The following is a 26,732-nucleotide window of genomic DNA, read 5'->3' on the forward strand; positions in this document are numbered from 1 at the left end:
AATGTAGAGGTGAAAACAATGCCAAAGCAAAAAAAGAATAAACAACGAAACAGTGAAGTTGGCTCAGGTTCAAGATACCATGAAGAACATGCGAGCCATGTACCAGACTATGGAGCTAATAGCAAGGATCCAAACGCAAAAGGTGATCAATAGGGAAATGAGGTGACATTATTATGGATGAAGCTAGAAATGCAACAGAGGCTGCCCTTCTTGATTATAAGTCCGGTATTGGTGTCTTTACAAAAAAAATGCCAAAGCTAGCTGAACTATATAACGCTTTTACCGAAGAATGCTTTAAAGAAGGCATCTTATCCCAAAAGCAAAAACATCTAATTGCTTTAGGAATAAGTATATATTCACAGGATGAATATTGTATCATCTATCATACAAAAGGCTGTTTAGATCAAGGTTGTTCTGAACAAGAAATTCTCGAGGCTGTCGGTGTAACCGCAGCGTTTGGCGGAGGAGCAGCTATGAGTCAAGCCGTCACACTTGTTCAAGAAAGTATTGAAGAATTGAAACAATTGAAGTAGTGGAGCATGTTTGACTCAGGACAGTCTTTGATTAGACTGTCTTTTTCATTAAAAAACACACTATTAAAGTGTGTTCATTGTCGTTTAGATTTGATTTAGCAAATTTTTTATCTCCTCCGCATGTCTACGACTTGTATCGATAACATCTTCCGCAACTTTCTTACTTTCCGGATCAAGGTCACCCTTCACAAGCTCTTCTGAATATTCAACACCATATTTTTCTAAACCTTTTAATGCATCTTTCAAAATTTCTTCTGGATGATCAGAAAGCATGACCTTATGCATGAAACCGTTCATAGTTCCTGTAACCCCTTCACTGTCGGCAGGTACACCGTTTAGATTTTGAATGCGTTCTGCAAGCTTTTGCGCATTCATCTTGGTTTCCTGTTGCATTGATTGGATTTTTTGCTTAACTACAGGTTCCTCCAGCTTCTCTATATGGTGTTCGAAAGCACGAATCCCCATGTAAGCTCCTCTCAATAAAGTATTCAGTTCTTCAACCACAATCTCTTTGTCCTTCAAAGATTCACATCCTTTAAAAAGTAGCTATTAATCATCCTTAATAGATTGCATTTGGGGAGTATTTATTATTCTAAAAAGATGAGGCTTAGGTTTGATTTCACAGTAAAAAACGGATTTGGTACATGGGACCTGTCCCTCCGACCCAAAAAAATAAGCGTCTTCCCACTTTATATCATTCATAGGGCAGACGCTTCTTTCATTTTATAAAAGTTCCTTTGCTAACAATCTATATACATTCAACCTTTTTTCCTGTGAATGGGGGATGCTACAAATCATTGCTTCATCAAAACCATACTCTTCCTGTTCATAGCGCAGTTTTTCAGCAATTGCCTTAGCTGATCCGACTAAGTGAAGCTTTTTCCGATTTTCTTGAATATTCATCCGTTCTACTTCAGTTAATGGATAGTTTTGTGCTTCCTCTGGGGTTAACACTTGTCCAAGCTTCCCTTGCATTAACCATAGACGAGCAATATCATGTGGCAATGCCTCGAATTCAGCTTCCTCCTCTGTTTCTGCAACGGTAACCATATAGGAAACGTTAATCTCTGGCTTTTCCATAAAGACGGTTGGTTTAAATTCTTCTTTATATAATTCTAAAATATCCTTCGTCATTTCCCCGTTGAAAAATTGTGCAAAGGAATAGCCAACCCCCATCCTACCTGCCATTACAGCACTGTTTCCGGTTGAACCAAGCAACCATGCTTCTGGTAAAACGACTTGGGATGGTGTTGCGATGTTATGTTTATAGAGCGGATGGTCAGGTACTTCATCTTTCATCATTTGTAAAGCAAGGTCGAATTTCTCGTACATATTATTTACCATTGGTTGGCGACCTTCCGATAATGCATAGACTGCATATTGGTCTCCACCAGGTGCACGTCCAACTCCAAAGTCAATTCTTCCTGGAGAATATGAACTTAATGTTTTGAACACCTCTGCAAGCTTCAAGGGAGAGTAATGCATCATCATGACTCCACCTGTTCCAATTCGGATCCGCTTTGTTTTCGCTGCCAAATGTGCTACTGAAATTTCTGGAACTGAACTAGCATATGAACCGGTTCCATGATGCTCTGCCATCCACATCCGGTAATAGCCTAATTCATCTGCCAAAATTGCAAGCTCCTCCGCTTTTTTTAATGCACCAGCAGGAGAATTTCCTTTCGTAATTGGTGCTTGGTCGAGTACACTTAATCTCATTTTCTATCATTCTCCTTTCATTGTATGTAAAAGTTATGGTCGCTCACTTTGATCAATTTAGTCGATAGGGCTTTGAACTCTTCTTAATCCAAATATAGCATATTGATGAAAAGGATACTTATTTAAGGTCTTATCATTCATTGACTGAAAAAAGGTGCCAATTCCCAATTGTGGACTGGCACCTTCTTAATATGTAGCTTTATTCTGATTTCACAAAATCAATAAACGCATTAACTTTACTATCTAAGAAACTTAGTGTTGTTTCATCAACCAATTGACCTGTTTGCTCATCTATTTTTTGACTTGCAAAGTTAATCAAAATTTCATTTGCACCTGGAGGGAGAATCTCTGCCTGAATACCCGGCGCTACTAAGATATCTCGTAAATGTAATTGGGCGCGGATAGTTCCTAACATCCCAGGAGTTGCACCAAGTGTCATGACCTTCTTACCAATCAATACTTTCTCACCGCGTGATGTCCAATCCAAAGCATTCTTTAACACGCCTGGAACTGACCAGTTATATTCTGGTGTAATAATGATGACACCATCTGCATTGGCAATTGACGCTTTAAAATCCTTTACGACCTGTAACGGATCCAATTCGTCGTCTTGATTAAAATGAGGTAAAGCACCGATATCAGCGATTTGCATATTTAGTTTATCCTTGTATCGTTCTTGCATAGTCTTAGCGACTTGCATATTAAACGAATTTTTTCTCAAACTGCCTACGAGTGTTACAATGTTCATACTTTTGCCTCCCAAAAATTAAAAATCCATAATACCTACACATTATATGAAATTGTTTCATTTTTCAAACAGGTTGCTTAAATACTTTAGTTGGCCAAGGAATTATGTGTTAAAATTGGTAAAAATACTTATTGCACGAACGAAGCAGATTGAAGAAATTTACCATAATACTAATAAAAAAGGGGATAAGAGAATGAAAGCATTAAAGCGATTAAGAGATGATTACGTTATTTGGCATGCCAATAATATTAATTTTCCCGAATTTGGTTCAAGCACTGTAGTAAGAAAAAAAGTTATCTTTTCTGGGAGAGTTCAAAAAGTAGGATTCCGTTTGGAATTATTTACTATTGCTCAAAGATTGAAATTAACGGGATGGGTGAAAAATTTAGAAGATGGAAGTGTAGAAGCAGAACTGCAGGGGGAAAAGTCAAAAGTAGATTTTCTAATAAAATCCATGAAATCTTTAATACGTGCATCTGTAAAGAAATGTGATGTCATAAACATTCCTATTAGTAAGAAGAGCGAAGACTTAAAAATAGTGAGATAAATTAGTAAGTGTATACAAATATCATTGATTAAACCATTGCCTGCTCTTGAAGAAATCCCATTATGGAGTAAGTATGCTATTATTCGTTTGTTAAGTAATCATCTCATAAAATCCCCAAACATAGAAAAGACAAAAGCTATTAATGATTTCTCAATCGCTTTTGTCTTTGTTGTTATAGCAAGTTATCGGTATATGGCTAAAAGTCTTTACATTAAACAAGCCTTTATCTGTTAATTTCAGTTCGGGTATGACGGGCAAGGCTAAGAAGGATAACGTTAAAAACGGATTGAATTCTGCTTGGAATCCGATTTCCGTTAATGCATTGTTTACGGCAGCAAGCTCTTTGGCAACTGTTGCATAATCTTTTTCCGACATTAATCCAGCAATCGGAAGCGGGAGAGAAGCCAATACACTTCCATTCTTTACGACCGCAAGTCCCCCCTTCATTTCTTTAATAATTTGGATAGCAGCAAGAAGATCTTCATCGTTTATTCCTGCGCCTATAATATTGTGAGAATCATGGGCGACAGTTGTTACAATCGCTCCCGAACTTAACCCAAAGCCTTTAACGATGCCCAGTCCAATATTTCCGGTTTTCTTATGGCGTTCGATAACAATGAGCTTTAACTGATCATTATTAATAGATGGAACGAAATGACCGTGTTCCACGGTAACCAATTCAGTTCGATGTTTCGTGACAAGACTGTTTGGGATAATTTCGATAACATTTGTCAATTGCCCTTCTCCAATCGAAATCGTAAGATCATTTTTCGTAATTGCTTTCATTCGAACGCTATCGATAATCTTTTCGGAGAGGCTAACGGGCGGTGAAGAAGAATCAACACATCTTCCGTCTACTGCGACCAATTCCCCAAGACTGTACACTTCAGAAATCGTGATCTTTTCAAGGTCATCAAGTAGTATAAAATCAGCATCATAGCCGGGAGCGATGGCTCCTTTACGTTTTAATTGAAAGCATTCGGCTGCATTTAATGTTGCCATTTGTATCGCAATGAGCGGATCGATCCCTTTTTCTATCGACATTCGGATATTGTGATCGATGCCCCCTTCCTTTATTAAATCGTCAAGATGTTTATCGTCTGTAACATACAAGCATCTTCTCGCATTCCTTTCCGTAACCACTTCTATCAATGCGTTAAGGTCTCTTGCTGCAGAACCTTCGCGTAACAAGACATACATCCCGCGCTTAAGGCGATCCTGTGCCTCTTCGACAGTAACACACTCATGATCTGTGCGAATTCCCGCCGTCATATAAACATTGATTCCTTGTGCGTCTACACTTGCCGCATGACCATCAATACATGCTTCGTAACCGCAAGCATCTAGCAATTTCGTTACCATTTCGTCTTCTCCATTATTTACAGCAGGGAAGTTCATGACCTCTCCTAGCCCAATAACTCTTTCATGTTGGTAAAAAGGAGCCAAGTCTTTGGCGTTAAGTGTTGCCCCGGAGGTTTCAAATGGTGTTGCTGGGACACAGGATGGAAGCATAATGAAAACATGAAGCGATAGACCCTCTGACGCTTGAAGCATATATTCTATTCCTGTTTGTCCTGACACATTCGCAATTTCATGTGGGTCTGCAATCACCGATGTCACACCGTGCGGTAATACAACTTTCGCAAATTCCGGAGGTGGCACCATAGCGGATTCGATATGAACATGCCCATCAATAAAGCCGGGGCAAACATAACGGCCTTTCGCATCAATTACACGTTTTCCTTCATACTTTCCAATTCCGATAAACTGACCTTCCGTTATCGCAACATCTTCCTCGATAATCTCAAGCGTAAACACATTAATGATCCGACCATTTTTAATGACAATATCAGCGGGTTCTTTTTTTGCAGAAGCAGCAATTTGTCTTTTGAATTTTTCTGGATTTTTTTGCAAATTTTTCACCTCAAAACGTTAAAAAATTATATGATCACTGATTCTATAAAGACCTCCATGATTCCGCCACAAATCCCCCCATCCTCGTAAAAAAGCCCTTTTGTTAAATCAACCGTATGTTTCTCGGGTTTGCGATGAGCAAATCTAGGATTAAATTCGGAATAAAGGACCAATATAGGGGTATGACAACCAAAAACGAAAAACGGGAACATTTTCAAACAAATTCCAGTCACACATGGTATTTTTCTACTTCTCGGAGGATAAGCACCATTAATAAATTTAACTTTTTGTGTCCAAAATATTGACGTAGATCCATTCCTAATATAGTTCTTTTTCCTTTTCTATATATTCCCCGAATAACTCTAAACATTCACATCTATCTAATTCCTCTAAAATCAATATCTCTTTGTCTTCTAAATTATTATTAATAAATTTATAGATAAAATCGTCTCTGAAACCAATTTTTTCGGCATCTTTTGAAGTACACCCATAATACACTCTCTTGATATTCGCCCAAATAATTGCAGAAAGACACATGGGACAAGGAAAACCAGTTGCATATAAAATATAATTCGATAAATCATGCGTTTTTAATTTTTCACCTGCTTTTCTAATTGCATTTATTTCTGCATGTGCCGTTGGATCATTCGTACCTAAAACAGTATTTGAAGCGACTGAAATAATATTGCCTTGTTCATCTATTATTGATGCTCCAAATGGTCCACCAATATTTTTATTCATTGTTCTTCTAGCTTCTTTAATAGCTAGCTCCATTGCTTGATTCATATTAGCATTCTCCTTTTTCAGTTTCCTGTTATAACATTGGAAATCTTCTGACTTTTATAGTCTAAGTAAAATACATAGTGATGTAAATGCGACGAATTAATTAATTTCCATTAACGCTCGTGGACTTGTTTTGAGAGACCTTGGTGGTTATCTAATAACACTTTTCACAGGACTTAAAATACTTCCTGTCTCATCCAGAAATTTGTCGATATATATTGAAGTCTAGATATAACAAAAAGAACTCACCTTCTGTTTTTAAGGTGAGTTCCCATATGATTAAAGCCAATTTTCTTCATTGCAAATTATTGCCGTTCTTTTCTGAATCTCGCTTAAATTTATCTCTATGTCAAGTGGATGGCTAGATGATAAAAACATTCTTCTTTTTTTGTTTTCTTTCCACAATGAAGCTAACTGAGTAAGATCCAACGTTTCTTCCCAAATTGATGTTGATAATGCAATACCTTTTGTTTTCACTGAATCCTTATTGGAGATGAATTCCTGTGAACCTAAAACAACATCCGGCAAATGGTTTATTGATTCAAATGCATCAACCTCGGACGATAACCGCAAAATGCCAAAAATATTGTAAAATTTAATTACATTAAAGAGAGGCTTATAAACATCCTTATATTCTTCCCATAATGCAGGATCTAACAAATCTTCATTAATAAGGATTCCATCTACCTTTGCATCGCCAAAAGCTTTACAGAGTGCTATCATTGCATGTGTTATTACTTCAGCCCGCTTTTTCATTAATCCTAAATCTGTATTGATTTCTGCTCCATAAAGAGTTTTGAGAATAGTGACTGGTCCTGTTATAGTTGCAATTATCGGTAATTCTTTTCCTCGAACCTTTACCAATCGCTGGGCAACCTCTTTTACAACCGGCACTCTACCCCTATCCAAAAAATCGGATGATACTAATTCTTGAGTAATTGGTATTTCTTTAACACTAGGCATTTCTTGATTCTTCCACTCTACAATTCCACCGAGAGCTTCCGCCTCTAAAGAAGTGTCTATTGGTAAAATAATAGCATCATAGCCTAGAAGTTTTTGAGTATTTAATAATACTGAGTAAAAAGTATTATCATCTTGTAATATCGAAGGAATTGATACTTGATCCACTTTTGTTAAATAAGTACCTATTAATGGGAGAAAAGGAGGTCGAGTGACAGCCCGACCTTTAAAAAATTTTTGAACTAATTCTTTTTTATCCATGGAACAACTCCTTTGTTTTCAAACCTTACATACGGACAATTTGTCGTAAAGGCTCTGCATTCGGCCAGCTTCCATAGTAGATAAGCGCTTCTTCAGGTGGTTGCTTTGTGGACCACTCAACCATAAATTCATCATAGCTTTTTCCTCTGCCTAAACGATCCTTTCTTTCCGCTTCTCTTAGCTTTTCGGTCTTCTCTTCATCTAAAGTTAGCGTTTCTGAATCGTAGGACACTTTATATATATTTTGGGCTACCCAATCTGAAATGAGTTCATCCTTTAAGTCCTTAATCACATTTTCTGGTTCCCGATCAAGCACATCACCATAGCCAGCACCACCAGTAGAATTTGCTACATAAATATCACCGTCACTAACAGGTGCGGCTGGACGTGGTGCACGCTCAACAACGTAATCTCCTTTAATGGAGCGATTTTTTACAAGGTCTGTTGTGTTGACAGGAATATCTTCATCCCCATTTTTCATTTTCTCAAAGTAATTAGCATTTACAATCTTAATTCCAGGATGTGACGGAGGTGGATATCCACCAAATAACCCTTGCGAGATTGGAACTTTATGATGCTTAATGATAGATTGGTACACTAAGAATGGAACGCCTTTTACAGCCCATGCTACATTTGTACCTGCTCCACCACGATATTTCCCAAATCCTCCTGAATCCTTCCAATGTTTAAAATATAAATGTACATGTGGTTGCTCATTCTCCATATCTTCCACATCTGGAGCTTTCCCCCACCAACCCCAAGGGAATCCAAAAGAGTTATCTCCATCACGATGCGTTCTTGCTCCACTACCTTCACTGTTCAATACGTTTGCAAGCATATCAGCAAATGGGACACCCCATTGGTTTTGGCCAGCGATTACAACAGCACATCCACCTGCCCCGTATCCACTTGTTGAAAGTTCTTTTACCCCACTTGCATATAGCATTTTTGCAAAAGCATTAGAGGTTGTTGATAAGACACAGCTATTGGTAATTGGTGAGTTAGCTACCGAAGCATCGACATTTGCGTTTAAAAACGTACCTTGTGGAACAATAACCTTTATTGATGAGAAAATACCAGATGATGTTGGTAAATCTGCAAATGGTACACCAAATAAATAGATTGCGATATGAGCGCGAACGATGTGCATAAAACTATTAAATGAACCATCATTTTCAGGTGATGAACCTGTGAAATCAAATGTAAGGGAGTCTCCCTCCTTCGTTAAGGTTAGGGCACAACGCATCAATGAATCTGTAGTTCCCATTGTATCCATGAAAGAAACTGAACGGTATACGCCATCCTGCCAGCTTGAAATACGCTTACGTGCTCCTTCCTCTGCTACAATCAACATTTTTCTCATTACGCCAACTACAAGGTCTACTCCTTTTTTCTCAATAAGCTGTTGAACACGAACACGCAAACGATCACACGCTGCAACACGAGCTTTTGTATCAATAATCTGCATTCGTGGAGCTCTTGAGACCATGTTTGCCATCATATTTAACATATCATTTCTAATTTGATAGTTTTCACCAATTTTAATTGGTGGCAATTTCATTCCTTCATCTGCTCGAGACTTTGCTGTTAGTGGCATACCACCTGGTTCAATTGCACCTGTTTCAGGTTGATGCACCGCCGCTGCTGCCCATGCAACTAATTCATCATTATGGAAAATAGGCATTACCGCAACCTGGTCTGGGTTATGAACTCCTCCATAGAGCGCTTCGTTTGCATAGAAAATGTCTCCTTCATTAATTCCAATTGTAGGATCGTCCTTATAATGTTTAAGAATATATTTAATTCCAATCTGAGTGGTGACAGCATGTAGATAAACTCCACAATAAGCAGCAACAAGGTCCCCTTTTGCTGTATACAAGCCTACAACAATATCCCCTGAATGAAGCATGGAGGAAACTCCGATTTTCGTTAATATTTCTTTGGCTTCAAGCACTAACTGGTTTAGCTTTTCACTATAAATTTCATATTCACCAGGCTTTAAACTTTCAAGGGCCAATTGTTCAAATTCATCTATTGGTTCTGGATGGATTCGATCATTAATTCCAAAATCAATCATGCCGATACCTCCTCAACCATTTTCTTTTCGATTAATCCATTTAAATATTGATCAACTGTATAAATTACGTTAGGTGGTAATACAACCGTTGTATGTGGTGATTCTATTAAAGCTGGACCTTCTATTTTATTACCACTTCTTAAGTCTTCAAGCTGATAAATGTTGGTGTCTACAAATCCTCCAAGGTCTGGCCAGTACGCTTTTCGAGTTCCTTTTATCGCATGGCTTGCATCTTCACCGATGGATTCATTCTGGATAAAATTAAACTTATCCTGTGGAACAATAGCCTTTAAAACAATATTCTCAATTTCGACTCCACCTTCAGGATAAACGGCAATGGAACTGTATGCATTTGAGTATTCTTCTGTGAAACTATCCCACAGATTTTGGACATCTTCAGGCCTGTTTAAGATTAAAGTAGGAGAAACGGCCCTTTTAATATTAAGCTGTCCACCAAATTTCATATCTAATTCCAATTGATATTGAATATCTTCTACATTAAATCCTTCCCCCGTAATATCGCGGATAGCTTTTTCCTGTAGATCACGTACAACTGAATTTAGAGATTCATAGTCGGTTAAAAACTTCTTTGTTCCAGGCTCCAGGAGAATGATGTGTTTTGATTGTTCATAAATGTGCATGATGTCCATCATGGAAGATGAGAAGGCACAGAATACAGGCGATTGTTGTAAAACGATTGTTTTTGGAATATCCGCCTCAAATCCAAAACCTGCACCATGTACAGGACCGCCACCACCTAATGCAAATAGTACGAAATCTTTAGGATCATTTCCTTGAAGCGAGGTTTCTTTCTGGATAATATTTGCCATATTTCCATCACATACTTTTTTAATAAGATAAGCAGCCTCATAGACATCTACACCTAATGGCTTAGCAATTTTTTCTTCGATTACTTGCTTTGCTTTTTCAATATTTAACGTTAAGTTTCCGCCATGAAAATAATCAGGGTTTAGATAACCTAATACAAGGTCTGCGTCTGTCACTGTTGGCTCCGTTCCCCCTTGGTCATAAGCTACAGGCCCTGGAAAACTACCTGCACTTCGAGGACCAACCTCTAGTCGACCTCCGAGAAAATCGTTAATCCATGCAATTGAGCCTCCACCTGTTCCTATCGATTTACTTTCTAGCATTGTCATATCAACTAGCCAACGATCAATGACTGGTTTGAATTGATAATTATTTGTTTCTCCGTCCACAACAAGCCCGATATCAAAGCTCGTGCCACCCATATCCGTAACGACAATATTAGGATAATCATATAACTTACCGAGTTGATTACTTCCAATGATCCCAGCAACTGGCCCTCCATTATACGTATTAACTGCCGATGTACGGAAAACCTCTGCCATTCCTCCTGTATTGTGAACCATTAGAAGTGGATTCTTGTACCCTAAATCGCGTAGTTCATCTCCAATGTTGGACAATTCTTCTGCCATTGCCTGGTGGAGATAAGCGTTTAAAATCGCCACATTTGATCGGGTATATTCATATCTCTTAGGCATAACCTCACTTGAAAGAACAACCGGCATATTCCCGAGGTAATACTCTGGATATTCTTCTTCAATAAGCTCCTTAATTCTTTTTTCATGAACAGGATTTTTAAAGGACCATAAAGTAGATACAACAAAGCCCATTACCCCCTGATCAACTAAATATTGTAGTTTATCTTTAAAATCTTCTTCATCAAGTGGACGAATTACTTCTCCTGTATAATCAATTCGCTCTTTTACGCCCACAACATTTTCTCTCGGAATTAACGGAATCGGCTTGCTTACCTCGGCAATTTTCCTACTTTCTAATGAACTTATACCATCTTGCCATTGGCTTCCCTTTCCGATATATAGCATATCTTCATATCCCTCGGTTGTAATAAAACCAAGCTTTGGACCTTTTCGTTCAATTAGTTTGTTCATTGCAACTGTAGTTGAATAACGAATCATGTCCGTCTCTTCTAATAGTTCATCAATGGCTAAGTCAAGGAGTTCCGCTCCATTTTCAATGGCTTTAATAAATCCTACTGATAAGTCATATCCAGTTGTTGGACTCTTAGAAATAACCGATTGATCTCCGTATCGGATAAAGCAATCTGTAAATGTTCCCCCGATATCAATATCGATTGTCGCTCTTATTTTTGTTGTCATTTATTCTTCCTCCTTTACACATTTTTAAATAATTGCTTCTGTTGTTTTTCTTCTTCAAAAGCCCTTTGTTTTAATGATTCTAGGTCTATTTGAATGTCATGTGTAATTGGATGTCCAGGTGCAAGAACTTCTGTTTCTACCATCGTACCGCAGCCAGGACAATAAAATTCAACTAAACGAACCCAATTTGCATCTGGAGAGAATGTGTATTCTCCTTCTATATGTGGTTGATGAATTTCATTAGGGTCACGATCATAAATGAGGCACCCTTTCTTGTAATTCTCATGTGCAGAGTTTATTTCATGATCACATTTTTCACAAACCCACATTTCTTTCTGTAAATCGATCGCAATATACTCAGTAACCTTTTTTCTCATTCTTACACCTCCATAATTCCGTTTAAATGTTGGTCCATTCTAAACATTGCACCAAGCGGAACAACAATAGTTGTATTTGAGCTTTCTAAAACCGCTGGCCCATCAATTTTATGACCAGGCTGTAACCCTTCAATGTCATAAATATGTGTATTGATTACATTTCCTTGCCAGTAAATTGGTCTTATCGATTTTGGTTCAGGAATGGTATTATCAAGCTCTAAGGATGGCAACGCAAAGTGAGAAACACTTACGTAACTATTTAATCGTACAAACTCAATCGTGATTCTCTCTGAATCTAATTGCTTAGCGATAGAATGCAACTCTTCTTTTAGATACTGTTCATTTGTGCTATGAAAAACATCGCTAGGTAAAAAGAAAATATCTCTAACTTTTCCATCTTCTGAAACGATCTCTAAGGAAACTTCATATCGTATGGATTCTGGGGTAAATCCTTCTCCACGCATATCACGATGAGAGAGTTTTTTCATCTTTTCAAGGCTGACTTTGGCATTGATAAGAAATTCGCCCATCTCTTTACTAGGACCAAATTGGAAATCAACACGTACCTGATACGTATGGGCAATATCTGCTGTTGAAAGACCGAATGCACTAAATACAGAACTAAAAGGGAATGTGAAAATTTTACTGATTCCACTTTTCTTAGCCATTCCAGCGGAAAATAGCCCTCCGCCTCCACCGAATGAAAAGAGTTGGAAATCCTTAATATTTTTACCTCTCTCGTTCGAAAGCTGTTTTAGCGTATCAGCACCAATTTGTTCGATCTTGTCAACAATAAGTGATGCCGCCTCTTCATTCGAAATATTTAACGGTGTGGCGATCCGTTTTTGAATAGCTTCGATCGCTTTTTCCTTCGATATTTTTTTTGTTCCACCTAAGAAATAATCGGGGTCAACGATACCGAGAACTACACAGGCATCCGTGACTGTTGGATTTGTTCCACCCAGCCCAAAACATGCTGGTCCTGGAACTGATCCTGCACTTTCTGGACCTAGTTGAAAAGTTCCATCCGGAGTTACTTTAGCAATGGTTCCACCGCCACCTCCTACCGATAGAACGTGGATTAGCGGAGCATGTACAGGAATTTTTGCAATACTTGATTCTGTATCAAATGTAAGCTCACCATTTGAAATCAATCCTACATCTGTACTAGTTCCTCCCACATCAACAGACATGATATTATCGAGCCCGTACAATTCACCGATATATCTCGTTCCCATTAATCCTGCAGCAGGACCGGAATTGTACGTATCCAACGCTTTTGTTTTTGCTACACGTGCAACACCACCATTGGAATGAGCAATTAACAATGGCTTTGTATATCCTTTTTGTCTTAAGCCCTCATCCGCTTTATATAAATACTTCACCATATCGCGATGTAGATAAGCATTTACCACTGCAGCATTTGTTCGAATACCATTATCGGATCGTGAACTAATATCACTGCCGAGTTGAATTGGTTTTGTACCAAGATAATGTTTTGGAAAATCTTCTTGAATAATCTTTCGAACTAGTTTCTCATTTTGATTGTTCGCATGAGCGTTTTTTAGACTCACAACGATTACCCTTGTACCGAGTTCTAATAATTTTTTTGTTACTCGTCTTATTTCAGCTTCATCGACTGATTTAACAACTTTTCCACTTTCAGATACTTCTTCATCAATTGAAACAATCAACTCTTCCTGGATTAGAAAATTCAATATCGGATTTTTACCATCTTGGTACAGTGAATATTCATTCCCTTTTGTCACAATCAACCCTAGCTTTGGTCCAGTTCTTTGGATGATGGAATTCGTTCCAACAGTTGTAGAAAGTCTTATCGTCTTCGTATCCTTAAGGAAATCGCTTACATTTTCGCGTCCGAATCTTTTAGCACCTTCCGTAATGCAATTGTTAAAACAAACGGTTAAATCATGCGGCGTCGTTTCTACTTTTACCACTTCAAAGCGGTCCCCATAGGAAAAGAACCCATCCGTAAAAGTTCCACCTGTATCAATATCAACAGTGTATTGCGCCATGTAAAACCCTCCCTAATTTTTTATAGTTTAGTAGATTTCTTTGACATACTTTGTTTTCATTTCAAAGCGAGGTAAGGTACCCTCAGGAACTAATTGAACATTTGCACGAAACATGAGCTTGGCTCTTAACGTTTCCTCTAATTCTTTTTTCAGCATTGATAAATCCTTTTCTGAATTAATCCCATGCTCCACTTTAATTTGCAATGGTGGTTCGACTGTAGGTCCTGGTTGTTCAAGTAAAATTTGAATATCACCTGTTGTTCTCGGATAGAAACTACTTACTACATCTTTTATTGCCGATGGGAAAATGTTCACGCCTCGAATAATTAACATATCATCTGTTCGACCTATGCACCGAATTCGAAAACTAGTGCTACCACATGAACATTTACCTGTTTTTATCGAGATTAAATCTCTTGTTCGAAATCTTAATAATGGTACACATTCTCTATCAATCGCTGTATACACTAACTCCCCTTCATTTCCATCCTCAAAAGGCTTAACCTTACCAGTGTCCGGATCAATTAGTTCACAAATTACATAGTCTGGAGCTACAAAATGCATACCATCTCCTGCTGGGCATTCTGAGAAAAGAACGGGTGCCATATCAGCATTTCCCATTGCTTCAAAAACCCTTGCACCCCAATCCTGTTCAATCCTTTGCTTTACCTCTAGTAAACCACCACCTGGTTCACCACCTGTACCAATTAACTTAAATCCTAAATCTCTTGGATTCATACCAATTGAACGAATATAATCTGCAAGATAATTAGCATAAGATGGAGTACATAAAAGCACATCCGGTTTTAAATGCAAAGATGTTGTAACGAGTCTCTCAGAAGCACCTGTTCCAATTGGAATAAAAGTAGCTCCTAAATTCTCAATTCCATCCTTTAAAGGGAGCCCACCTACAAAGAATGACAATCCCATCGCAAAAATAACTTTATGATGAAGTCTTACACCTGCTGTGTAATATACCCTAGATACAATATCTGTCCACACAGCACTATCCTTTTTGGTAATTCCTACATATGTAGGTCTTCCTGTTGTACCAGATGATGAGTGAATTCTTATAATCTTATTTGAATCAATACATTGATGTAAACCTAGATTAGAGGTGTCTTCTTGGCTTTTACGAATTTCAAATTTCTCTGTAAAAGGGAGCTTTTGTAAATCTTCAAGTGTCTCAATTTCCATAGGGTGGATTCCTGCTTCATCCAATTTAGAAGCATACAAGGGGGAATTTTGATACATATACTGGACTTGTTTTCGTAACTTCTTTTCCTGTAAAAGCTTAAGTTTCTCTGGCGATATCTGTTCCTCAACTGACTTTTGATATGTGAACAAGATTAGCCTCCTCTCTATAATCTGATTTTTAATAATTTAGAATATTACATTTTAATTGTACAGGATACAAAACACCATAACCACGTTGTAAACCTACAAAAATATCAATTGATTTTTTCTAAACTTTGTCTTCTAGGAACAAAAAAAATGACCATTTTTAAAATAGTCATTTTCCTAAACCTTACTATACATTAAATGCTCTAACCGCAATGCTAGAGATAGACTAAGTCGTACTTCGGAATCCCCTAGATCAAACCCAGTCATATCAGTTATTTTTTCGATTCGGTACTTTAGTGTATTTTGATGGACAAATAATTCCTCTGCAGCCTTCTTGATTTGACCATTATGCTTTAAATAGACCTCTAAGGTTTCTTTAACTTCTTTAGAATTTTTCAATACATTTATCTTTTTTAAGTATAGGCCAGTGTATGCGTTTACGTTTTTTTCATCAAACAGTATTATACTCGAAAGTAATGTCCAGCTTCCACACGCTGGATAATAACCAACATTCCCAAGATGCCTAATTCTAGGAAGTGCATTTAAGATTTGACTAGCTTGTTGATAGGAATGTTCTGTCAACTCGATTGAACCTACTGATTCTCCCACTCCAATGAAAATCTCTAGTTTTCGATTCTTAGACTGTAAACTAAGATATTTCTGTAGTACATTTTGTAACTTATGGCTTATATCAAGTATTTCATTTTCTGAATCATGGGAAACAAGGGCAATGATAGCCCCATCTTTGTAGATCATACATGGGGACCCTAATAGTTCTTCCATTTTTGAGCAGATTCCTTTAGGTACACTTTTGGAACTTAAGTTGAACCATTCGCCATTATCATACGCACCAATTCGCAAAATACAAATCCGAGGTTTTAAGGTGATTTCCAAAGTCTTCAGTATGCTATATGCTTCCATTACCTTTTCTTTATTACTAAATAGTAAGCAATCAAAAAGCTGCTGTATAAGGTATCTTTCAATTTCTAATCGTTTATTTTGGGGAGTTTTTGTGTGAGACATCTCAAGTGCAGCATTTATCGTAAGTCCTAATTGCTCTGATAGCTCCATTAATAAATTTAAATCATCTTGGGTAAAATATCCGTCATTTTTGTTGATAGCATGAAGAATACCAATTCTGTTATTATCAACCAGTAACGGAACGGTAATGATAGATGTAGCTTTAAATAGTTTTACATAATTTTGGTTAAAACGCTCATCAGATTGTGCATTAGATGTGATAGCTGGTATTCCTGTTAAAAAAACATCTCGTGCATTGCTTTTTTCCGATAAAGTAACACGGTATTGTTCGATTATTGAGTCCTGCCATGATCCAAAAGCTGGTTTTTGCAATCTCAATTCCTTATGTACAGGATCATATAACATGATCCCAGCCATTTCCGAATTCAACAGCTCACCTACTTTTTGAACGATTTCAGCCAAAATCTCTTGAAAAGAATAGTGGTTAACGAGTCTTTGAAGTTGTGTCATAAAGTTGAGACTCTCTGATTTCCTTTGCATAATTAAAAATAAGCGAGAGTTTTCAAGGATAATTGGAACTGACTGCATAAAGAAATTGACAATATTTATCTGTTTCTCTGAAAGTTCCTCTTCTTGCTGTGGAATAATAACTAAGACTCCGGAAAAAGCCTTTTGTCTTGTAATGGGGAAAAAATAAGTAGTATTTTCTTTTATGTTTCTTTGTGTTTGAAGTTCAATTTGCTGAAATTTTTGTTGTGTCCGATCGATTAATACTTTTTTCTCCAGTTTATTCAAATTCTGACTAGATTGTGGGATTAATTGTTTTAAACTTTGATCAAAAACAAAAAAAATCCCCTTTCCACCACCGACTAATTTTATTCCCTCTAACACTATGGCTTCAGTTAATGGCTTCCATTCTTGGATACTGTGGAGACTTTCAATTCCCTTTTGAAGTAATTCAACCTGATTTTCATTTAGATACCTATTTTGCATAGTAATAAAAAACCACCTCCCAGCATTAATTTATCAGCCTAAAAAATATGTACGAGGTGTCACATAAAATTATGTTAATTATTAATATAAACATAATTCAAAAATCTTGTCAATAAGGTATTGGTTAGGACAGGTTCCTTCCCACCCTATCTACATTTAAACCAATCCGCCTTTTCAATATTCACAAAGGGGATATCAGTATCCACTTCACCTTGGATTTTTGTTATAGGGAAGTCTGTCCCATTTAGCCATTCAGTAAAATCAAAAACAGTAGGTTCTTGGTCCCCGCCGAGTGCACACCAAGCTTCTAGTTTTTCAGGAAAATAGGCAGATGTATGTATGGTTCCAGCCCAGCTCCCATAAAGCTTAGAAAAAACCCCTTTATCTGTATCATTTAATAGTCGAAACGCTTCAAGTCCGTTTAAGTTGTCTTTTTCTTCAATAGCCTGTAGCCTCTTATTCGAATCATCAAGGACTCGACGATTCTCTTCTGTTAGGATTTTAAAATGATTGGTGCAAGTATATCCTTGTCGTACCTCTACTCTTCTTGGTGACGTTTCTACGATAAAAGGCATCTCACAGCTAGAATCAAATAAAACATAGCTAAAAGAACCTCGATGCGGAATTTCCTTTAATAACTGGACTGCTTCTTCTACATTTGCGCATAGCTCGAGAATAAGTCTTCCAATCATATAACAAACAAATCCGTCTCTAGGACGTCTTCGGTTCATAAAAGTATACCCCATAGATAATCCCTTATCGTTCATCCCATCAGATCTACCGGTAATTTTTTGGGTTAAACCGAGGGTTGCATGCCCACCATCGGTTGGTTGAAATACAACTAAGCGACCATCATAGGTCTTCGGATGATAATCATAGTTCCGGATCATGTAATTGTCGCCAACCAATATCGAACAACCTGAGGGTTTAATATTAACCCTATATCCTCCAAATTCCATCAATACCCTTTCTATCGACCAATCTAAAGCATCCTGCAGCCCCAAAAGCTCTTCCCACATAAATGGGGCCAAACGTTCAAATACCTGTTTCGTCTCAATTGGATCGATTCGAAATAGCGGCTTTCTTACTTTCCATTGCTGCTCACGATTCCTTACCAGAAAAGAATCCTTAAGAAGCCTTCCCTGCATATGACCGAAATCATAATGACTCCCTCGAAACTGAATCACATCCGCAAAAATCCTCTTCATCAATAATTCCTCCTAGGGACGCGGGGACTGGTTTATTGCCCCTTAAAAAATTGGTAACATCCCAATTCTATATATACCTTGATCTTCACCATGGATATCTTCTCATTTTTTTCCCCAAACGTAAAATAGATCAAACCTTAAGGCTTGATCTACTAATTAGATAACTTTTATTGATCTTAGGTTCTGCTAGTACTAGGTACAATTTCTCGACTAGGTTTAAATAGAAGACTAAGACTGTATAAACCACTTAATCCCACCAAACCGTAGATAATCCTAGATAAAAAGGAATCCTGGCCGCCAAATATAGATGCTACCAGATCAAACCGGAAGAAACCGATAAGCCCCCAATTAATTGCCCCAATAATTACTAAAGCAAGCGCAAAACGTTGTAATCCATTCATAGTTATCGCTCCTTATATTTAGTAATTTTAGGTTTTACAACTTAAAATAAAAATATACATGCATGGATACAGTTTAGCTAAGTACCGGTCCCTGTGACCCAAGGTCAATACCATTCTTAATATAAGGTATAGCTGACTTAATCATTTCCTCTGGGCTAACGGTATCCGGATTTCTTCTCCATTCGACGGAAGCCCCGTACATCCCCCAACTTAACATGATAGCTGTAACTTTTAGCGAATTTTCATCATCTGTAGGACGCTGTTTTATTAACAGTTTATAAAAAATAACTTCTAGCTGGTCCCGTATAATACGGGCAATTGTATCTTCATACCCACGATGGCATCGGTTCGATAACGAAAGCTGAAAATTTGTGATTGCCTTAAAGATAGCTATAAATGTTTCTTCATTTAATTCACTTTGTTGATAGGACTCGCTATTCAAATTAATTAGCAAAACCTCGGATAATACCTTTTCCAATAGGTCATAAATATCTTCAAAATGATAATAAAATGTTGCCCGATTGATCATTGCTTCAGTAGTGATGTCTTTTATCGTTATATCTTTAAATTCCTTTTTTCCTGAAAGGTCAATGAAAGAATCCATTATTAATTTTCGTGTGCGTAGAACTCGGGGGTCAGTTTTTTCTTCAGACATTTCGTAATCCCTCCCACTTTTTCAACATTTTTTTAAATATGTTGGATATCCAACATATCAAGTAATCTATTGGTATGTATGCTTTCCATTATCCACTAAAATGGAATTACAAAGCAAACAGATTGATTCAATAAAATTAAAAGTGAGGGAAATCAGATGACAAACAACAATTTAATGTGTGATTTAGAAACAGGTGTATGTGGAGTAGCAGGAGACGAAGAAATGGAGATGATTGATTTGAACCCGAAAAAGACAATTGATTTATATTATGTAACAGACCCAATTTGCTCCCATTGCTGGGCGCTTGAACCTACTTTCCGCCGCTTCAAAGAGCAGTATGGACATTACTTCAATTTCCACACGGTCTTGGGTGGATTACTTGAAAAATGGCATGGTGGCCCCGTTGATCCAGCAAACGGGATCTTTGGACCGGCAGATGTAGCAGGGCACTGGAGAGAAGTTGGCGAATACTCACGTATGCCAATCGATGGATCATTGATGGTTGACAATCCTGTTCAATCTTCCTTCCCACCATCACGTGTGTACAAGGTGATTCAAAAAAATCATGGTGACGAGAAAGCAAATGAATATTTACGCTTTGCTAGAGAAGAACTATTTGCATTCAATAAAAATATTGCTGAAAAATCTGTGATGATTGAAAATGTAATTCATTTAGGACTAGACGGAGAAGCTATCGTAAATGAAGCAGAATCTGAAATCGGACAGCAACTATTAAACGAAGACTTTGCTCTTGCGGCGAAACTTGGTGCTAGAGGCTTTCCTACCATTATTATGGTGAATGAAGAAAATAAAGGCGTTAAAATTGTTGGTAGCCGTTCGTTGGACAACTATGTTACCGGGCTATCAAAAATTACGGGCGAAGAGGAACCAAAAGCGATGCAGCAACCTGCGCTTTCACAGTTGCTCGAAAAAGAAATTCTTTTTGCAAAAGAAATTGAAGTTATGTACGACTTGGAACCTTCTCAACTTCAGACATTCGTTGAGAATCAATTAAAACCAGAAGCTTATGAAGAAAAAGTGCTTCTCGGCGAAAAATACTTTGTGAAAAAATAAAGCTAAACGAAAAAATCTGTAAACCTAGTTGTAGGTTTTACAGATTTTTTTGTTCTAAAATTCATATCGACATCCGGATTGCGATCCATAATGGCATTTATTACTGTTGCTCTTAATAAATTTAAAAGACTTCCCAAATCGCAGCGATTCCTTGGCCTCCTCCGATACATAATGCTGATGCGCCGTATTTTTTATTACTTCTCTTCAGCTCATATAGTAAGGATAGGCTGATTCTCGCACCACTTGCTCCGAGAGGATGACCTAATGCAATCGCACCACCATTGACATTCCCAATACTTGGGTCAAAACCAAGTTCCTTTTGACAAGCAAGATATTGAGCAGCGAAAGCTTCATTGATTTCGATTAAATCTAAATCCTCTACTTTCATATTGGCACGCTCTAATGCCTGTTGAATTGCAGGTGCAGGTCCAATTCCCATGTACTTTGGCTGAACACCGACGATTCCCCATGAAACCAATCTTGCTAGTGGTTTTAAATTTCTTTTTTCTGCATACTCACTAGAAGTGACGACCAACGTTGCCGCTCCGTCATTTATCCCACTGGCATTTCCAGCTGTAACAACACCGTTTTCTTTAAATCTTGCTGGTAATCTATTTAAAACATCAACTGGTGTATCCCTTGGATGTTCATCCTGATCAACAACCTTCTCCGTTTTTCGTCCTTTAACAGTTACAGGTACAATTTCTTGTGCAAAAATGCCATTTTCTTGTGCTGCTAATGAACGCTTGTGACTTTGTGAAGCGAACTCATCAATTTGTTCTCTAGAAATCTCATATTTTTCCGCAAGATTTTCAGCTGTAATTGCCATTGAACATTTACCATATGGATCATAGAGAGCCTCCCACAGATAATCTTCCATTGGTGCTTTTCCAAGGGGTAAACCCCATCTAGCCCCACGAACAATATGTGGAACCTGGCTCATATTTTCTGTACCGCCTGCAAGGCTTACATTTGATTCTCCTAGTCTAATGGACTGTGCAGCGTTTACAATTGCTTGCAGTCCTGAACCACAAAGTCGATTTACCGTTAATCCAGGCACATGCTCTGGAATTCCTGATTTTAACCCAACATGCCTTCCCATATAAATTGCGTCAGTACTTGATTGAATGACATTACCAATGACAACCTGGTCCACTTCTTCGGGCTGAATGGATGACCTGCGCATTGCTTCTTTCGCTGTATGTACGGCAAGATCAATCGCAGACACTTCGCGAAACGAGCCTCCGAATTCTGTAAAAGCAGTACGAGCACCTTCAATAACAACAATATCTTTACTCAATTTGATTCACCCTACCTTCCAATCAATTGTGGTTTCTTTTTTACAAAAGATCTCTTGCTTGCAAAAGAATTTCCCAAACATGCTGTTTCAAGATGAAAAAGTCATAATTTTTATAATTTTCATATTAATTATAATGCTTTTAGTGTAATTTTTCATCTCAAATTCAAGAAATTGAAAGATTCCAATTTAGCTAATTCGAAGGAAAGGTAGGCTATATTGGTCTGCGAGATTGAGATTAGAGCATTTTGGATACAAAAAATTTGATTACTACTTCGTTTCATTCTCAAAAATATCAAACAAGAAGCGAACACCAACGAAATAGTGTTCGCTTTACTTTCCAATCCCACTTATGGTTCCCATCATCGACATTGGCGCTTTCATATCAACGAAAAATAGCACAACAGTTGTATCAGTTACCGCAGTTATCGGGGGTAATGCCCCTTCTAAATCCGTAATAGCCTCCATTTTTCTAATCTGAAGGTCACCTACAGCCAACTCACCATCTAAAACATATAAAAATGGTTGTAAGCCTTGATATACAGGGATATCTAATTGATCCCCTTGCTTCGGATGTGCATCAAGAATATAAACATTTTGTCTAACTTTAAGTGATGCCTGACTTTCTTCAGGTCCCACCATAAGATACCAATCCCGATTTCGATTGGGCTTTTCATGAAATTGAATAGTTGGTTCGAGATCTGTATTTCGTGGTCGAACAAAAATTTGAAGCATCTCGACATGATCATTTTTCACTTTTTCTTCATGCCAGAAGCTTTTTCCCGCATTCATCATCATTAAATTTCCAGGAGAAATGGGTGCCTCCAAACCAGTTGAATCCTTATGATGCATCGTACCATTCCATACATAGCTCAAAATCTCATCATTCACATGCTCATGCATTTTGATGGTTAATCCCTTTTTCATTACAGCATGATCGATAATGCTTAATGGGCCAAATGAAAAATCCTCGTTCTCCTCTAAAATATCGCCTGGCTGAATTCGTGTAATTGTAAATGGCCCCTTGAATGGTTGCCAATGCTTTTCCGCAGAAAGTTTTCGTAACATCGAATAGCCACCTTTTGTTTTATGTATATTATAACAAATCAAACTAATCGTTTCTTGTTCCAGACTTTTATCATACATATAATTAAAATAAATAATAAATATTTTTTACCCCGTATCTTTTGATAATCTTACATTCGTTTATAAAGTAGAGACGCGTTGAAGGAGTGATTGTTTTGCATAGCAAGCCTTGTAATGGATCAGAGGATTTTAAAGAACATCAGGAACTTTTTACTGAAGAACATCTTCATGAACTCTATCCGATGCTTCGACGATATTGTCAATTTATTTCCCAAAATAGCTGGGATGGTGATGATCTCGTGCAGGAATCATTGATAAAAGCCTGGAAACATTATAAGCACCAACCTACTATCTCGAAAGCTTTATTGAATAAAATTGCTCGAAATGAATGGATAGACACTGTAAGAAAACGTAACAAAGAGTCTCTTGAAGCTATTCCTGATGATGGATATGATGATTCCGTTCACATTGAAGAGCGCTTTGAGGCTGTACAACAGCTTATAAATAAGTTAACTCCAAAGCAAGCTGTCATATTTGTCTTAAAAGAAGGGTTTCAGTTTCAAATATCTGAAATAGCTAAGCTATTAAATACAAATGAAACTGCTGTTAAAGCTGCCATTTATCGTGCAAAACAGAGAATGGAGAAAAAAGATGGAAATTCACTTATTGAGCAATATTGGATAGAGGAAGATCGTGAGCAAATTCAAAAAGTATTTCATGAAACTTTTAGAACTCAAGATCCATCCATATTAATTAGGACCATTCCTTCTATCCGTTCTTTATCAAAAAATATAAGTCCAACTTGTACTATGCAAAAATCACGTCTCTTCAAACTTCCTTCAAGCACTGTCTCTATGGCTGCATAATAAGGTGCAAGCGAATAAGGAGGTTATCAAAATGAATACAGTCCCATATGTTATTGAACAATCAAGTCGAGGGGAACGCTCATATGATATTTACTCGAGGCTATTAAAAGATCGAATTATCATGATTGGTGATGAAATAAATGATGCAGTTGCTAATAGTGTGGTTGCACAGCTACTATTTTTAGCTGCTGATGATCCTGATAAGGATATTTCTCTTTATATTAACAGTCCCGGAGGTTCAACAAGTGCTGGTTTTGCCATTTTTGATACGATACAATATATAAAACCAGATGTTAGGACGATTTGTACAGGAATGGCTGCATCCTTTGGGGCAATGCTCTTGCTAGCCGGAACAAAAGGGAAAAGATTCGCCCTCCCAAACAGTGAAATTATGATCCATCAGCCCTTAGGTGGTGCACGCGGTCAGGCAACCGAAATCGAAATTTCTGCAAAACGAATTCTTAAGCTTCGAGAACATGTCAATCAAATCATTTCAGATCGTACAGGTCAACCTGTTGAAAAAGTAGCAAAAGATTCAGATCGAGACTTTTACATGAGTGCGGAAGAAGCAAAAGAATACGGAATTATTGATGATGTAATTGTATAACTGATTTTTTAAAAAAAGCGAACACCCATCATAGTGTTCGCTTTCCCTTTTATCCCCAAATCTCTTTTGAAATATCAACAATATACTTCAATTTCGCCCATTGCTCTTCTTAATATGCGTTGTAGGACAAGGGACCCGTCCCACTTATGGCAAAATAGCAAATGAACGTACTGGAAATCCTGATCCTTTTTCAGGTTTTGGACAAATATTAAAAATAACTGCTCCTTTTGCAGGTACCTTATCAAGATTAGTCAATAATTCTATTTGAAATGTATCTTGCTCAAGCACATAGTATTCTCCAATAAGTGAACCATTCTTTCGAAAATCAATAGCCGCATCTGTATCAAACGTTTCGTGTCCAACAGCTTTAATATTTCTTTCCTCAAATAAAAACTTTAAGGCCTCTATTCCCCAACCTGGAGCGTGACTATTACCATCAGAATCTTTATTTTCAAATGCCTCTTTATTTGGCCAACGCTTGCTCCAGTCTGTCCTCAACGCCACAAATGTACCTGCTTCAATTTTTCCGTGTTCTTCTTCAAACTTCAGAATGTCATCAACACTTAGACTTAAATCATGATTCTTTTCCGCTTCCTTTGACTTATCAATCACCACAAGGGGTAGAGCAAGTTCTTTTAACTCTAGATCTTCCAAATAGCGTTGGTTAGGAACAAAATGGATTGGTGCATCAATATGGGTTCCATACTGTCCTGGAAATGTGAAGCTTTGTGCAAAAAAGCCATCCTCATGAGTGAAAAGTGTTTTAAATTCAGCATCTTGAAAAGCGGAAAAATGAGGAGAATCTGGACCAAAAGTATGTGTCAGATCAACCCACTCTTTACTTTTCAGAGTTTCAAATGCTTTTAATAATTCATTTTCTGTACTAACTGTTGACATACAATCACCTCTTAAATAAATTTTAATATATAAAAAACCCTCTTCTTGAAAATAAGAAGAGGGTTGAATGGATATATGAAAGTACCGCTCTTCTTATCTTCTAGCATCTTGCTACAGGAATTGGCACAGTACTTTAAAAAGTCTGTTGCCGAGGCTTCAAAGGGCCAGTCCCTCCACCTCTCTAGATAAGAAAATTTTGAAATATTAAATTATATATAAACATTAGACCATAATAAATTAATTGTCAACTACATTATCTTAAAAAAACCTTCTGCACCTAGAACTATATCAAATGCCTCTTTGGTTTTCGTAATCTTTTCCAATCAATCTCACTGATAAAAGAGGACCCCAATATTAAGACTCCACCCACAATTTGTACAAAGCCCATACTTTCATTCAAAATGATAGCTGCCATGATCACAGCGGAAATGGGATCGATATAGCTTAATACCGCGATAGTTTGCCCTTTTAATTTTTTCAATACTGAAAAATAGAGTAAGTACGCGACCCCAGTATGAATTACTCCAACTATAAATAGTAGACTGAGAGATTGCAGTCCCAATCCTGAGTAATCTAAGCTTTGCGTTGCTAGGACATATGGAAACAAGACAATCGAAGCAGTCAAAAGCTGCATAATGGTAGTTTCAAAATCTGATAGGTCTTTAATAAATTTATTAAGAAGAATCATACTTGTATAGAAAGCAGCAGCCAATAATCCATACATAATACCAACAGAATGGTTATTAGCATCTATGGGCGCTTCACCCCCTGGATTAACGACCAATAGTAACCCTATAAATGCAAGTGTAATCCCAAGTCCCTTCATCCAAGTCCATTTTTCCTTCAATAAAAATGGTGCCAAAATCATCACAAACACTGGAGCAAAATAATAGCTCAGAGTGGCGTTAGCAATCGTAGTATAACGATAAGACTCAAATAAAAAAATCCAGTTAAAACCCAAAGCTGCGCCAGATAATAGAAGTAGTACAAGATTCCGCTTCGACGTTTTGAAAGAAAACCTCTGCTTAACTAGAAAACTAGCACCAATTAAAAACAAACTACCAATTGCTCCTCTAAACAGAGCAATTTCGCTAGACGACAAATCAATATTCTTCACAAACAATCCAATGCTACCAAAGATCAGCATCACTACAATAAAAATAAACTTCGCCTTCATATTCATTCTCCTAATGGGTCATGGGGACA

The 26,732-nt window shown here is 37.4% G+C and carries 25 protein-coding genes and 1 riboswitch; of the genes, 6 read left to right on the plus strand and 19 right to left on the minus strand.

Going from position 1 to position 26,732, the window contains the following annotated elements:
• Positions 1 to 18 precede the first annotated feature (18 nt).
• On the plus strand, positions 19 to 153 hold the full coding sequence (locus V7097_RS21065; RefSeq protein WP_335705604.1) for a hypothetical protein: 135 nt from the start codon (positions 19 to 21) through the stop codon (positions 151 to 153).
• A gap of 20 nt (positions 154 to 173) precedes the next feature.
• On the plus strand, positions 174 to 533 hold the full coding sequence (locus tag V7097_RS21070; protein WP_438824264.1) for a carboxymuconolactone decarboxylase family protein: 360 nt from the start codon (positions 174 to 176) through the stop codon (positions 531 to 533).
• An 84-nt stretch (positions 534 to 617) separates the two neighbouring features.
• Here V7097_RS21070 and V7097_RS21075 read toward each other — a convergent pair whose 3' ends face one another.
• From V7097_RS21075 to V7097_RS21085, 3 genes are all read right to left on the minus strand, one after another.
• The gene (locus V7097_RS21075) at positions 618 to 1,055 is read right to left on the minus strand and encodes a ferritin-like domain-containing protein (protein WP_335705605.1); all 438 of its coding nucleotides are present in this window, start codon (positions 1,053 to 1,055) and stop codon (positions 618 to 620) included.
• Positions 1,056 to 1,256: 201 nt separating this feature from the next.
• Positions 1,257 to 2,252, minus strand: coding sequence for an MsnO8 family LLM class oxidoreductase (locus V7097_RS21080; RefSeq protein ID WP_335705606.1), 996 nt, complete (start codon positions 2,250 to 2,252; stop codon positions 1,257 to 1,259).
• Between the two features lie 199 nt (positions 2,253 to 2,451).
• A complete protein-coding gene (locus tag V7097_RS21085; RefSeq protein WP_335705607.1) occupies positions 2,452 to 3,000 on the minus strand; it encodes an NADPH-dependent FMN reductase in 549 nt (182 codons plus the stop codon).
• Positions 3,001 to 3,193: 193 nt separating this feature from the next.
• On the opposite strand from V7097_RS21085, the gene V7097_RS21090 reads away from it, so the two are divergent.
• Positions 3,194 to 3,547 (plus strand): acylphosphatase, encoded by a 354-nt coding sequence (locus tag V7097_RS21090; protein ID WP_335705608.1) that lies wholly within the window; start codon positions 3,194 to 3,196, stop codon positions 3,545 to 3,547.
• A 150-nt stretch (positions 3,548 to 3,697) separates the two neighbouring features.
• On the opposite strand, the gene ade is transcribed toward V7097_RS21090, so the two are convergent.
• The 12 genes from ade to V7097_RS21150 all read right to left on the minus strand — a co-directional run bounded on the left by ade (position 3,698) and on the right by V7097_RS21150 (position 19,699).
• Positions 3,698 to 5,461, minus strand: coding sequence for an adenine deaminase (ade, locus tag V7097_RS21095; protein ID WP_335705609.1), 1,764 nt, complete (start codon positions 5,459 to 5,461; stop codon positions 3,698 to 3,700).
• A 318-nt stretch (positions 5,462 to 5,779) separates the two neighbouring features.
• Positions 5,780 to 6,247, minus strand: a complete 468-nt coding sequence (locus tag V7097_RS21100) for a nucleoside deaminase (protein ID WP_335705610.1) — start codon at positions 6,245 to 6,247, stop codon at positions 5,780 to 5,782.
• A 276-nt stretch (positions 6,248 to 6,523) separates the two neighbouring features.
• Positions 6,524 to 7,465, minus strand: coding sequence for a uroporphyrinogen decarboxylase family protein (locus V7097_RS21105; RefSeq protein ID WP_335705611.1), 942 nt, complete (start codon positions 7,463 to 7,465; stop codon positions 6,524 to 6,526).
• Between the two features lie 25 nt (positions 7,466 to 7,490).
• Complete coding sequence (locus V7097_RS21110) at positions 7,491 to 9,542, minus strand: hydantoinase B/oxoprolinase family protein (protein WP_335705612.1); 2,052 nt, start codon at positions 9,540 to 9,542, stop codon at positions 7,491 to 7,493.
• Entirely contained in the window at positions 9,539 to 11,704 is a 2,166-nt protein-coding gene (locus V7097_RS21115; RefSeq protein WP_335705613.1) for a hydantoinase/oxoprolinase family protein, read from the minus strand. Before V7097_RS21115 ends, V7097_RS21110 begins: the two co-directional genes overlap by 4 nt.
• A gap of 14 nt (positions 11,705 to 11,718) precedes the next feature.
• Positions 11,719 to 12,081, minus strand: a complete 363-nt coding sequence (locus tag V7097_RS21120) for an acetone carboxylase subunit gamma (protein ID WP_335705614.1) — start codon at positions 12,079 to 12,081, stop codon at positions 11,719 to 11,721.
• 2 nt (positions 12,082 to 12,083) lie between these two features.
• Positions 12,084 to 14,117: a hydantoinase/oxoprolinase family protein gene (locus tag V7097_RS21125; protein WP_335705615.1), complete on the minus strand. Its 2,034-nt coding sequence runs from the start codon at positions 14,115 to 14,117 to the stop codon at positions 12,084 to 12,086.
• A gap of 27 nt (positions 14,118 to 14,144) precedes the next feature.
• Complete coding sequence (locus tag V7097_RS21130; RefSeq protein ID WP_335705616.1) at positions 14,145 to 15,464, minus strand: phenylacetate--CoA ligase family protein; 1,320 nt, start codon at positions 15,462 to 15,464, stop codon at positions 14,145 to 14,147.
• A gap of 174 nt (positions 15,465 to 15,638) precedes the next feature.
• Positions 15,639 to 17,435 (minus strand): helix-turn-helix domain-containing protein, encoded by a 1,797-nt coding sequence (locus V7097_RS21135; RefSeq protein ID WP_335705617.1) that lies wholly within the window; start codon positions 17,433 to 17,435, stop codon positions 15,639 to 15,641.
• A 146-nt stretch (positions 17,436 to 17,581) separates the two neighbouring features.
• A complete protein-coding gene (locus tag V7097_RS21140) occupies positions 17,582 to 18,643 on the minus strand; it encodes a C45 family peptidase (RefSeq protein WP_335705618.1) in 1,062 nt (353 codons plus the stop codon).
• Positions 18,644 to 18,819: 176 nt separating this feature from the next.
• Positions 18,820 to 19,044, minus strand: coding sequence for a DUF378 domain-containing protein (locus tag V7097_RS21145; protein WP_335705619.1), 225 nt, complete (start codon positions 19,042 to 19,044; stop codon positions 18,820 to 18,822).
• 73 nt (positions 19,045 to 19,117) lie between these two features.
• Complete coding sequence (locus tag V7097_RS21150; RefSeq protein ID WP_335705620.1) at positions 19,118 to 19,699, minus strand: TetR/AcrR family transcriptional regulator; 582 nt, start codon at positions 19,697 to 19,699, stop codon at positions 19,118 to 19,120.
• Between the two features lie 156 nt (positions 19,700 to 19,855).
• Here V7097_RS21150 and V7097_RS21155 point away from each other — a divergent pair, with 156 nt between their 5' ends.
• Positions 19,856 to 20,773: a DsbA family protein gene (locus V7097_RS21155; RefSeq protein ID WP_335705621.1), complete on the plus strand. Its 918-nt coding sequence runs from the start codon at positions 19,856 to 19,858 to the stop codon at positions 20,771 to 20,773.
• A 121-nt stretch (positions 20,774 to 20,894) separates the two neighbouring features.
• Here V7097_RS21155 and V7097_RS21160 read toward each other — a convergent pair whose 3' ends face one another.
• On the minus strand, positions 20,895 to 22,073 hold the full coding sequence (locus V7097_RS21160) for an acetyl-CoA C-acetyltransferase (protein WP_335705622.1): 1,179 nt from the start codon (positions 22,071 to 22,073) through the stop codon (positions 20,895 to 20,897).
• Positions 22,074 to 22,403: 330 nt separating this feature from the next.
• Positions 22,404 to 23,138, minus strand: a complete 735-nt coding sequence (locus tag V7097_RS21165; RefSeq protein WP_335705623.1) for a pirin family protein — start codon at positions 23,136 to 23,138, stop codon at positions 22,404 to 22,406.
• 173 nt (positions 23,139 to 23,311) lie between these two features.
• Between V7097_RS21165 and V7097_RS21170 the strand changes: the two genes are divergently transcribed.
• Together V7097_RS21170 and clpP are read left to right on the plus strand one after the other, a co-directional pair.
• Complete coding sequence (locus V7097_RS21170) at positions 23,312 to 24,022, plus strand: RNA polymerase sigma factor (protein ID WP_335705624.1); 711 nt, start codon at positions 23,312 to 23,314, stop codon at positions 24,020 to 24,022.
• Positions 24,023 to 24,053: 31 nt separating this feature from the next.
• Positions 24,054 to 24,629 carry an ATP-dependent Clp endopeptidase proteolytic subunit ClpP gene (gene clpP / locus V7097_RS21175; RefSeq protein ID WP_335705625.1) on the plus strand — a complete coding sequence of 192 codons (576 nt, stop codon included), beginning with the start codon at positions 24,054 to 24,056 and terminating at the stop codon, positions 24,627 to 24,629.
• A 144-nt stretch (positions 24,630 to 24,773) separates the two neighbouring features.
• Here the strand turns inward: clpP and V7097_RS21180 are convergent, their stop codons facing one another.
• Positions 24,774 to 25,526, minus strand: coding sequence for a cyclase family protein (locus V7097_RS21180; RefSeq protein WP_335705626.1), 753 nt, complete (start codon positions 25,524 to 25,526; stop codon positions 24,774 to 24,776).
• Positions 25,527 to 25,616: 90 nt separating this feature from the next.
• Positions 25,617 to 25,718, minus strand: a riboswitch (SAM riboswitch).
• Positions 25,719 to 25,809: 91 nt separating this feature from the next.
• On the minus strand, positions 25,810 to 26,703 hold the full coding sequence (locus V7097_RS21185) for a DMT family transporter (protein ID WP_335705627.1): 894 nt from the start codon (positions 26,701 to 26,703) through the stop codon (positions 25,810 to 25,812).
• Positions 26,704 to 26,732 lie beyond the last annotated feature (29 nt).

The organism is Bacillus sp. JJ1562 (genome assembly GCF_036962705.1).
Classification (GTDB): Bacteria; Bacillota; Bacilli; order Bacillales; family Bacillaceae_L; genus Ferdinandcohnia.

What these genes read in the sequence shown, in the direction of transcription:
- V7097_RS21065 (WP_335705604.1), top strand. Translation starts at nt 19, where the DNA reads ATGCCAAAGCAAAAAAAGAATAAACAACGAAACAGTGAAGTTGGCTCA.
- V7097_RS21070 (WP_438824264.1), top strand. Translation starts at nt 174, where the DNA reads ATGGATGAAGCTAGAAATGCAACAGAGGCTGCCCTTCTTGATTATAAG.
- V7097_RS21080 (WP_335705606.1), bottom strand. Translation starts at nt 2,252, where the DNA reads ATGAGATTAAGTGTACTCGACCAAGCACCAATTACGAAAGGAAATTCT.
- V7097_RS21085 (WP_335705607.1), bottom strand. Translation starts at nt 3,000, where the DNA reads ATGAACATTGTAACACTCGTAGGCAGTTTGAGAAAAAATTCGTTTAAT.
- V7097_RS21090 (WP_335705608.1), top strand. Translation starts at nt 3,194, where the DNA reads ATGAAAGCATTAAAGCGATTAAGAGATGATTACGTTATTTGGCATGCC.
- V7097_RS21100 (WP_335705610.1), bottom strand. Translation starts at nt 6,247, where the DNA reads ATGAATCAAGCAATGGAGCTAGCTATTAAAGAAGCTAGAAGAACAATG.
- V7097_RS21105 (WP_335705611.1), bottom strand. Translation starts at nt 7,465, where the DNA reads ATGGATAAAAAAGAATTAGTTCAAAAATTTTTTAAAGGTCGGGCTGTC.
- V7097_RS21110 (WP_335705612.1), bottom strand. Translation starts at nt 9,542, where the DNA reads ATGATTGATTTTGGAATTAATGATCGAATCCATCCAGAACCAATAGAT.
- V7097_RS21115 (WP_335705613.1), bottom strand. Translation starts at nt 11,704, where the DNA reads ATGACAACAAAAATAAGAGCGACAATCGATATTGATATCGGGGGAACA.
- V7097_RS21120 (WP_335705614.1), bottom strand. Translation starts at nt 12,081, where the DNA reads ATGAGAAAAAAGGTTACTGAGTATATTGCGATCGATTTACAGAAAGAA.
- V7097_RS21125 (WP_335705615.1), bottom strand. Translation starts at nt 14,117, where the DNA reads ATGGCGCAATACACTGTTGATATTGATACAGGTGGAACTTTTACGGAT.
- V7097_RS21135 (WP_335705617.1), bottom strand. Translation starts at nt 17,435, where the DNA reads ATGCAAAATAGGTATCTAAATGAAAATCAGGTTGAATTACTTCAAAAG.
- V7097_RS21140 (WP_335705618.1), bottom strand. Translation starts at nt 18,643, where the DNA reads ATGAAGAGGATTTTTGCGGATGTGATTCAGTTTCGAGGGAGTCATTAT.
- V7097_RS21145 (WP_335705619.1), bottom strand. Translation starts at nt 19,044, where the DNA reads ATGAATGGATTACAACGTTTTGCGCTTGCTTTAGTAATTATTGGGGCA.
- V7097_RS21150 (WP_335705620.1), bottom strand. Translation starts at nt 19,699, where the DNA reads ATGTCTGAAGAAAAAACTGACCCCCGAGTTCTACGCACACGAAAATTA.
- V7097_RS21155 (WP_335705621.1), top strand. Translation starts at nt 19,856, where the DNA reads ATGACAAACAACAATTTAATGTGTGATTTAGAAACAGGTGTATGTGGA.
- V7097_RS21165 (WP_335705623.1), bottom strand. Translation starts at nt 23,138, where the DNA reads ATGTTACGAAAACTTTCTGCGGAAAAGCATTGGCAACCATTCAAGGGG.
- clpP (WP_335705625.1), top strand. Translation starts at nt 24,054, where the DNA reads ATGAATACAGTCCCATATGTTATTGAACAATCAAGTCGAGGGGAACGC.
- V7097_RS21180 (WP_335705626.1), bottom strand. Translation starts at nt 25,526, where the DNA reads ATGTCAACAGTTAGTACAGAAAATGAATTATTAAAAGCATTTGAAACT.
- V7097_RS21185 (WP_335705627.1), bottom strand. Translation starts at nt 26,703, where the DNA reads ATGAAGGCGAAGTTTATTTTTATTGTAGTGATGCTGATCTTTGGTAGC.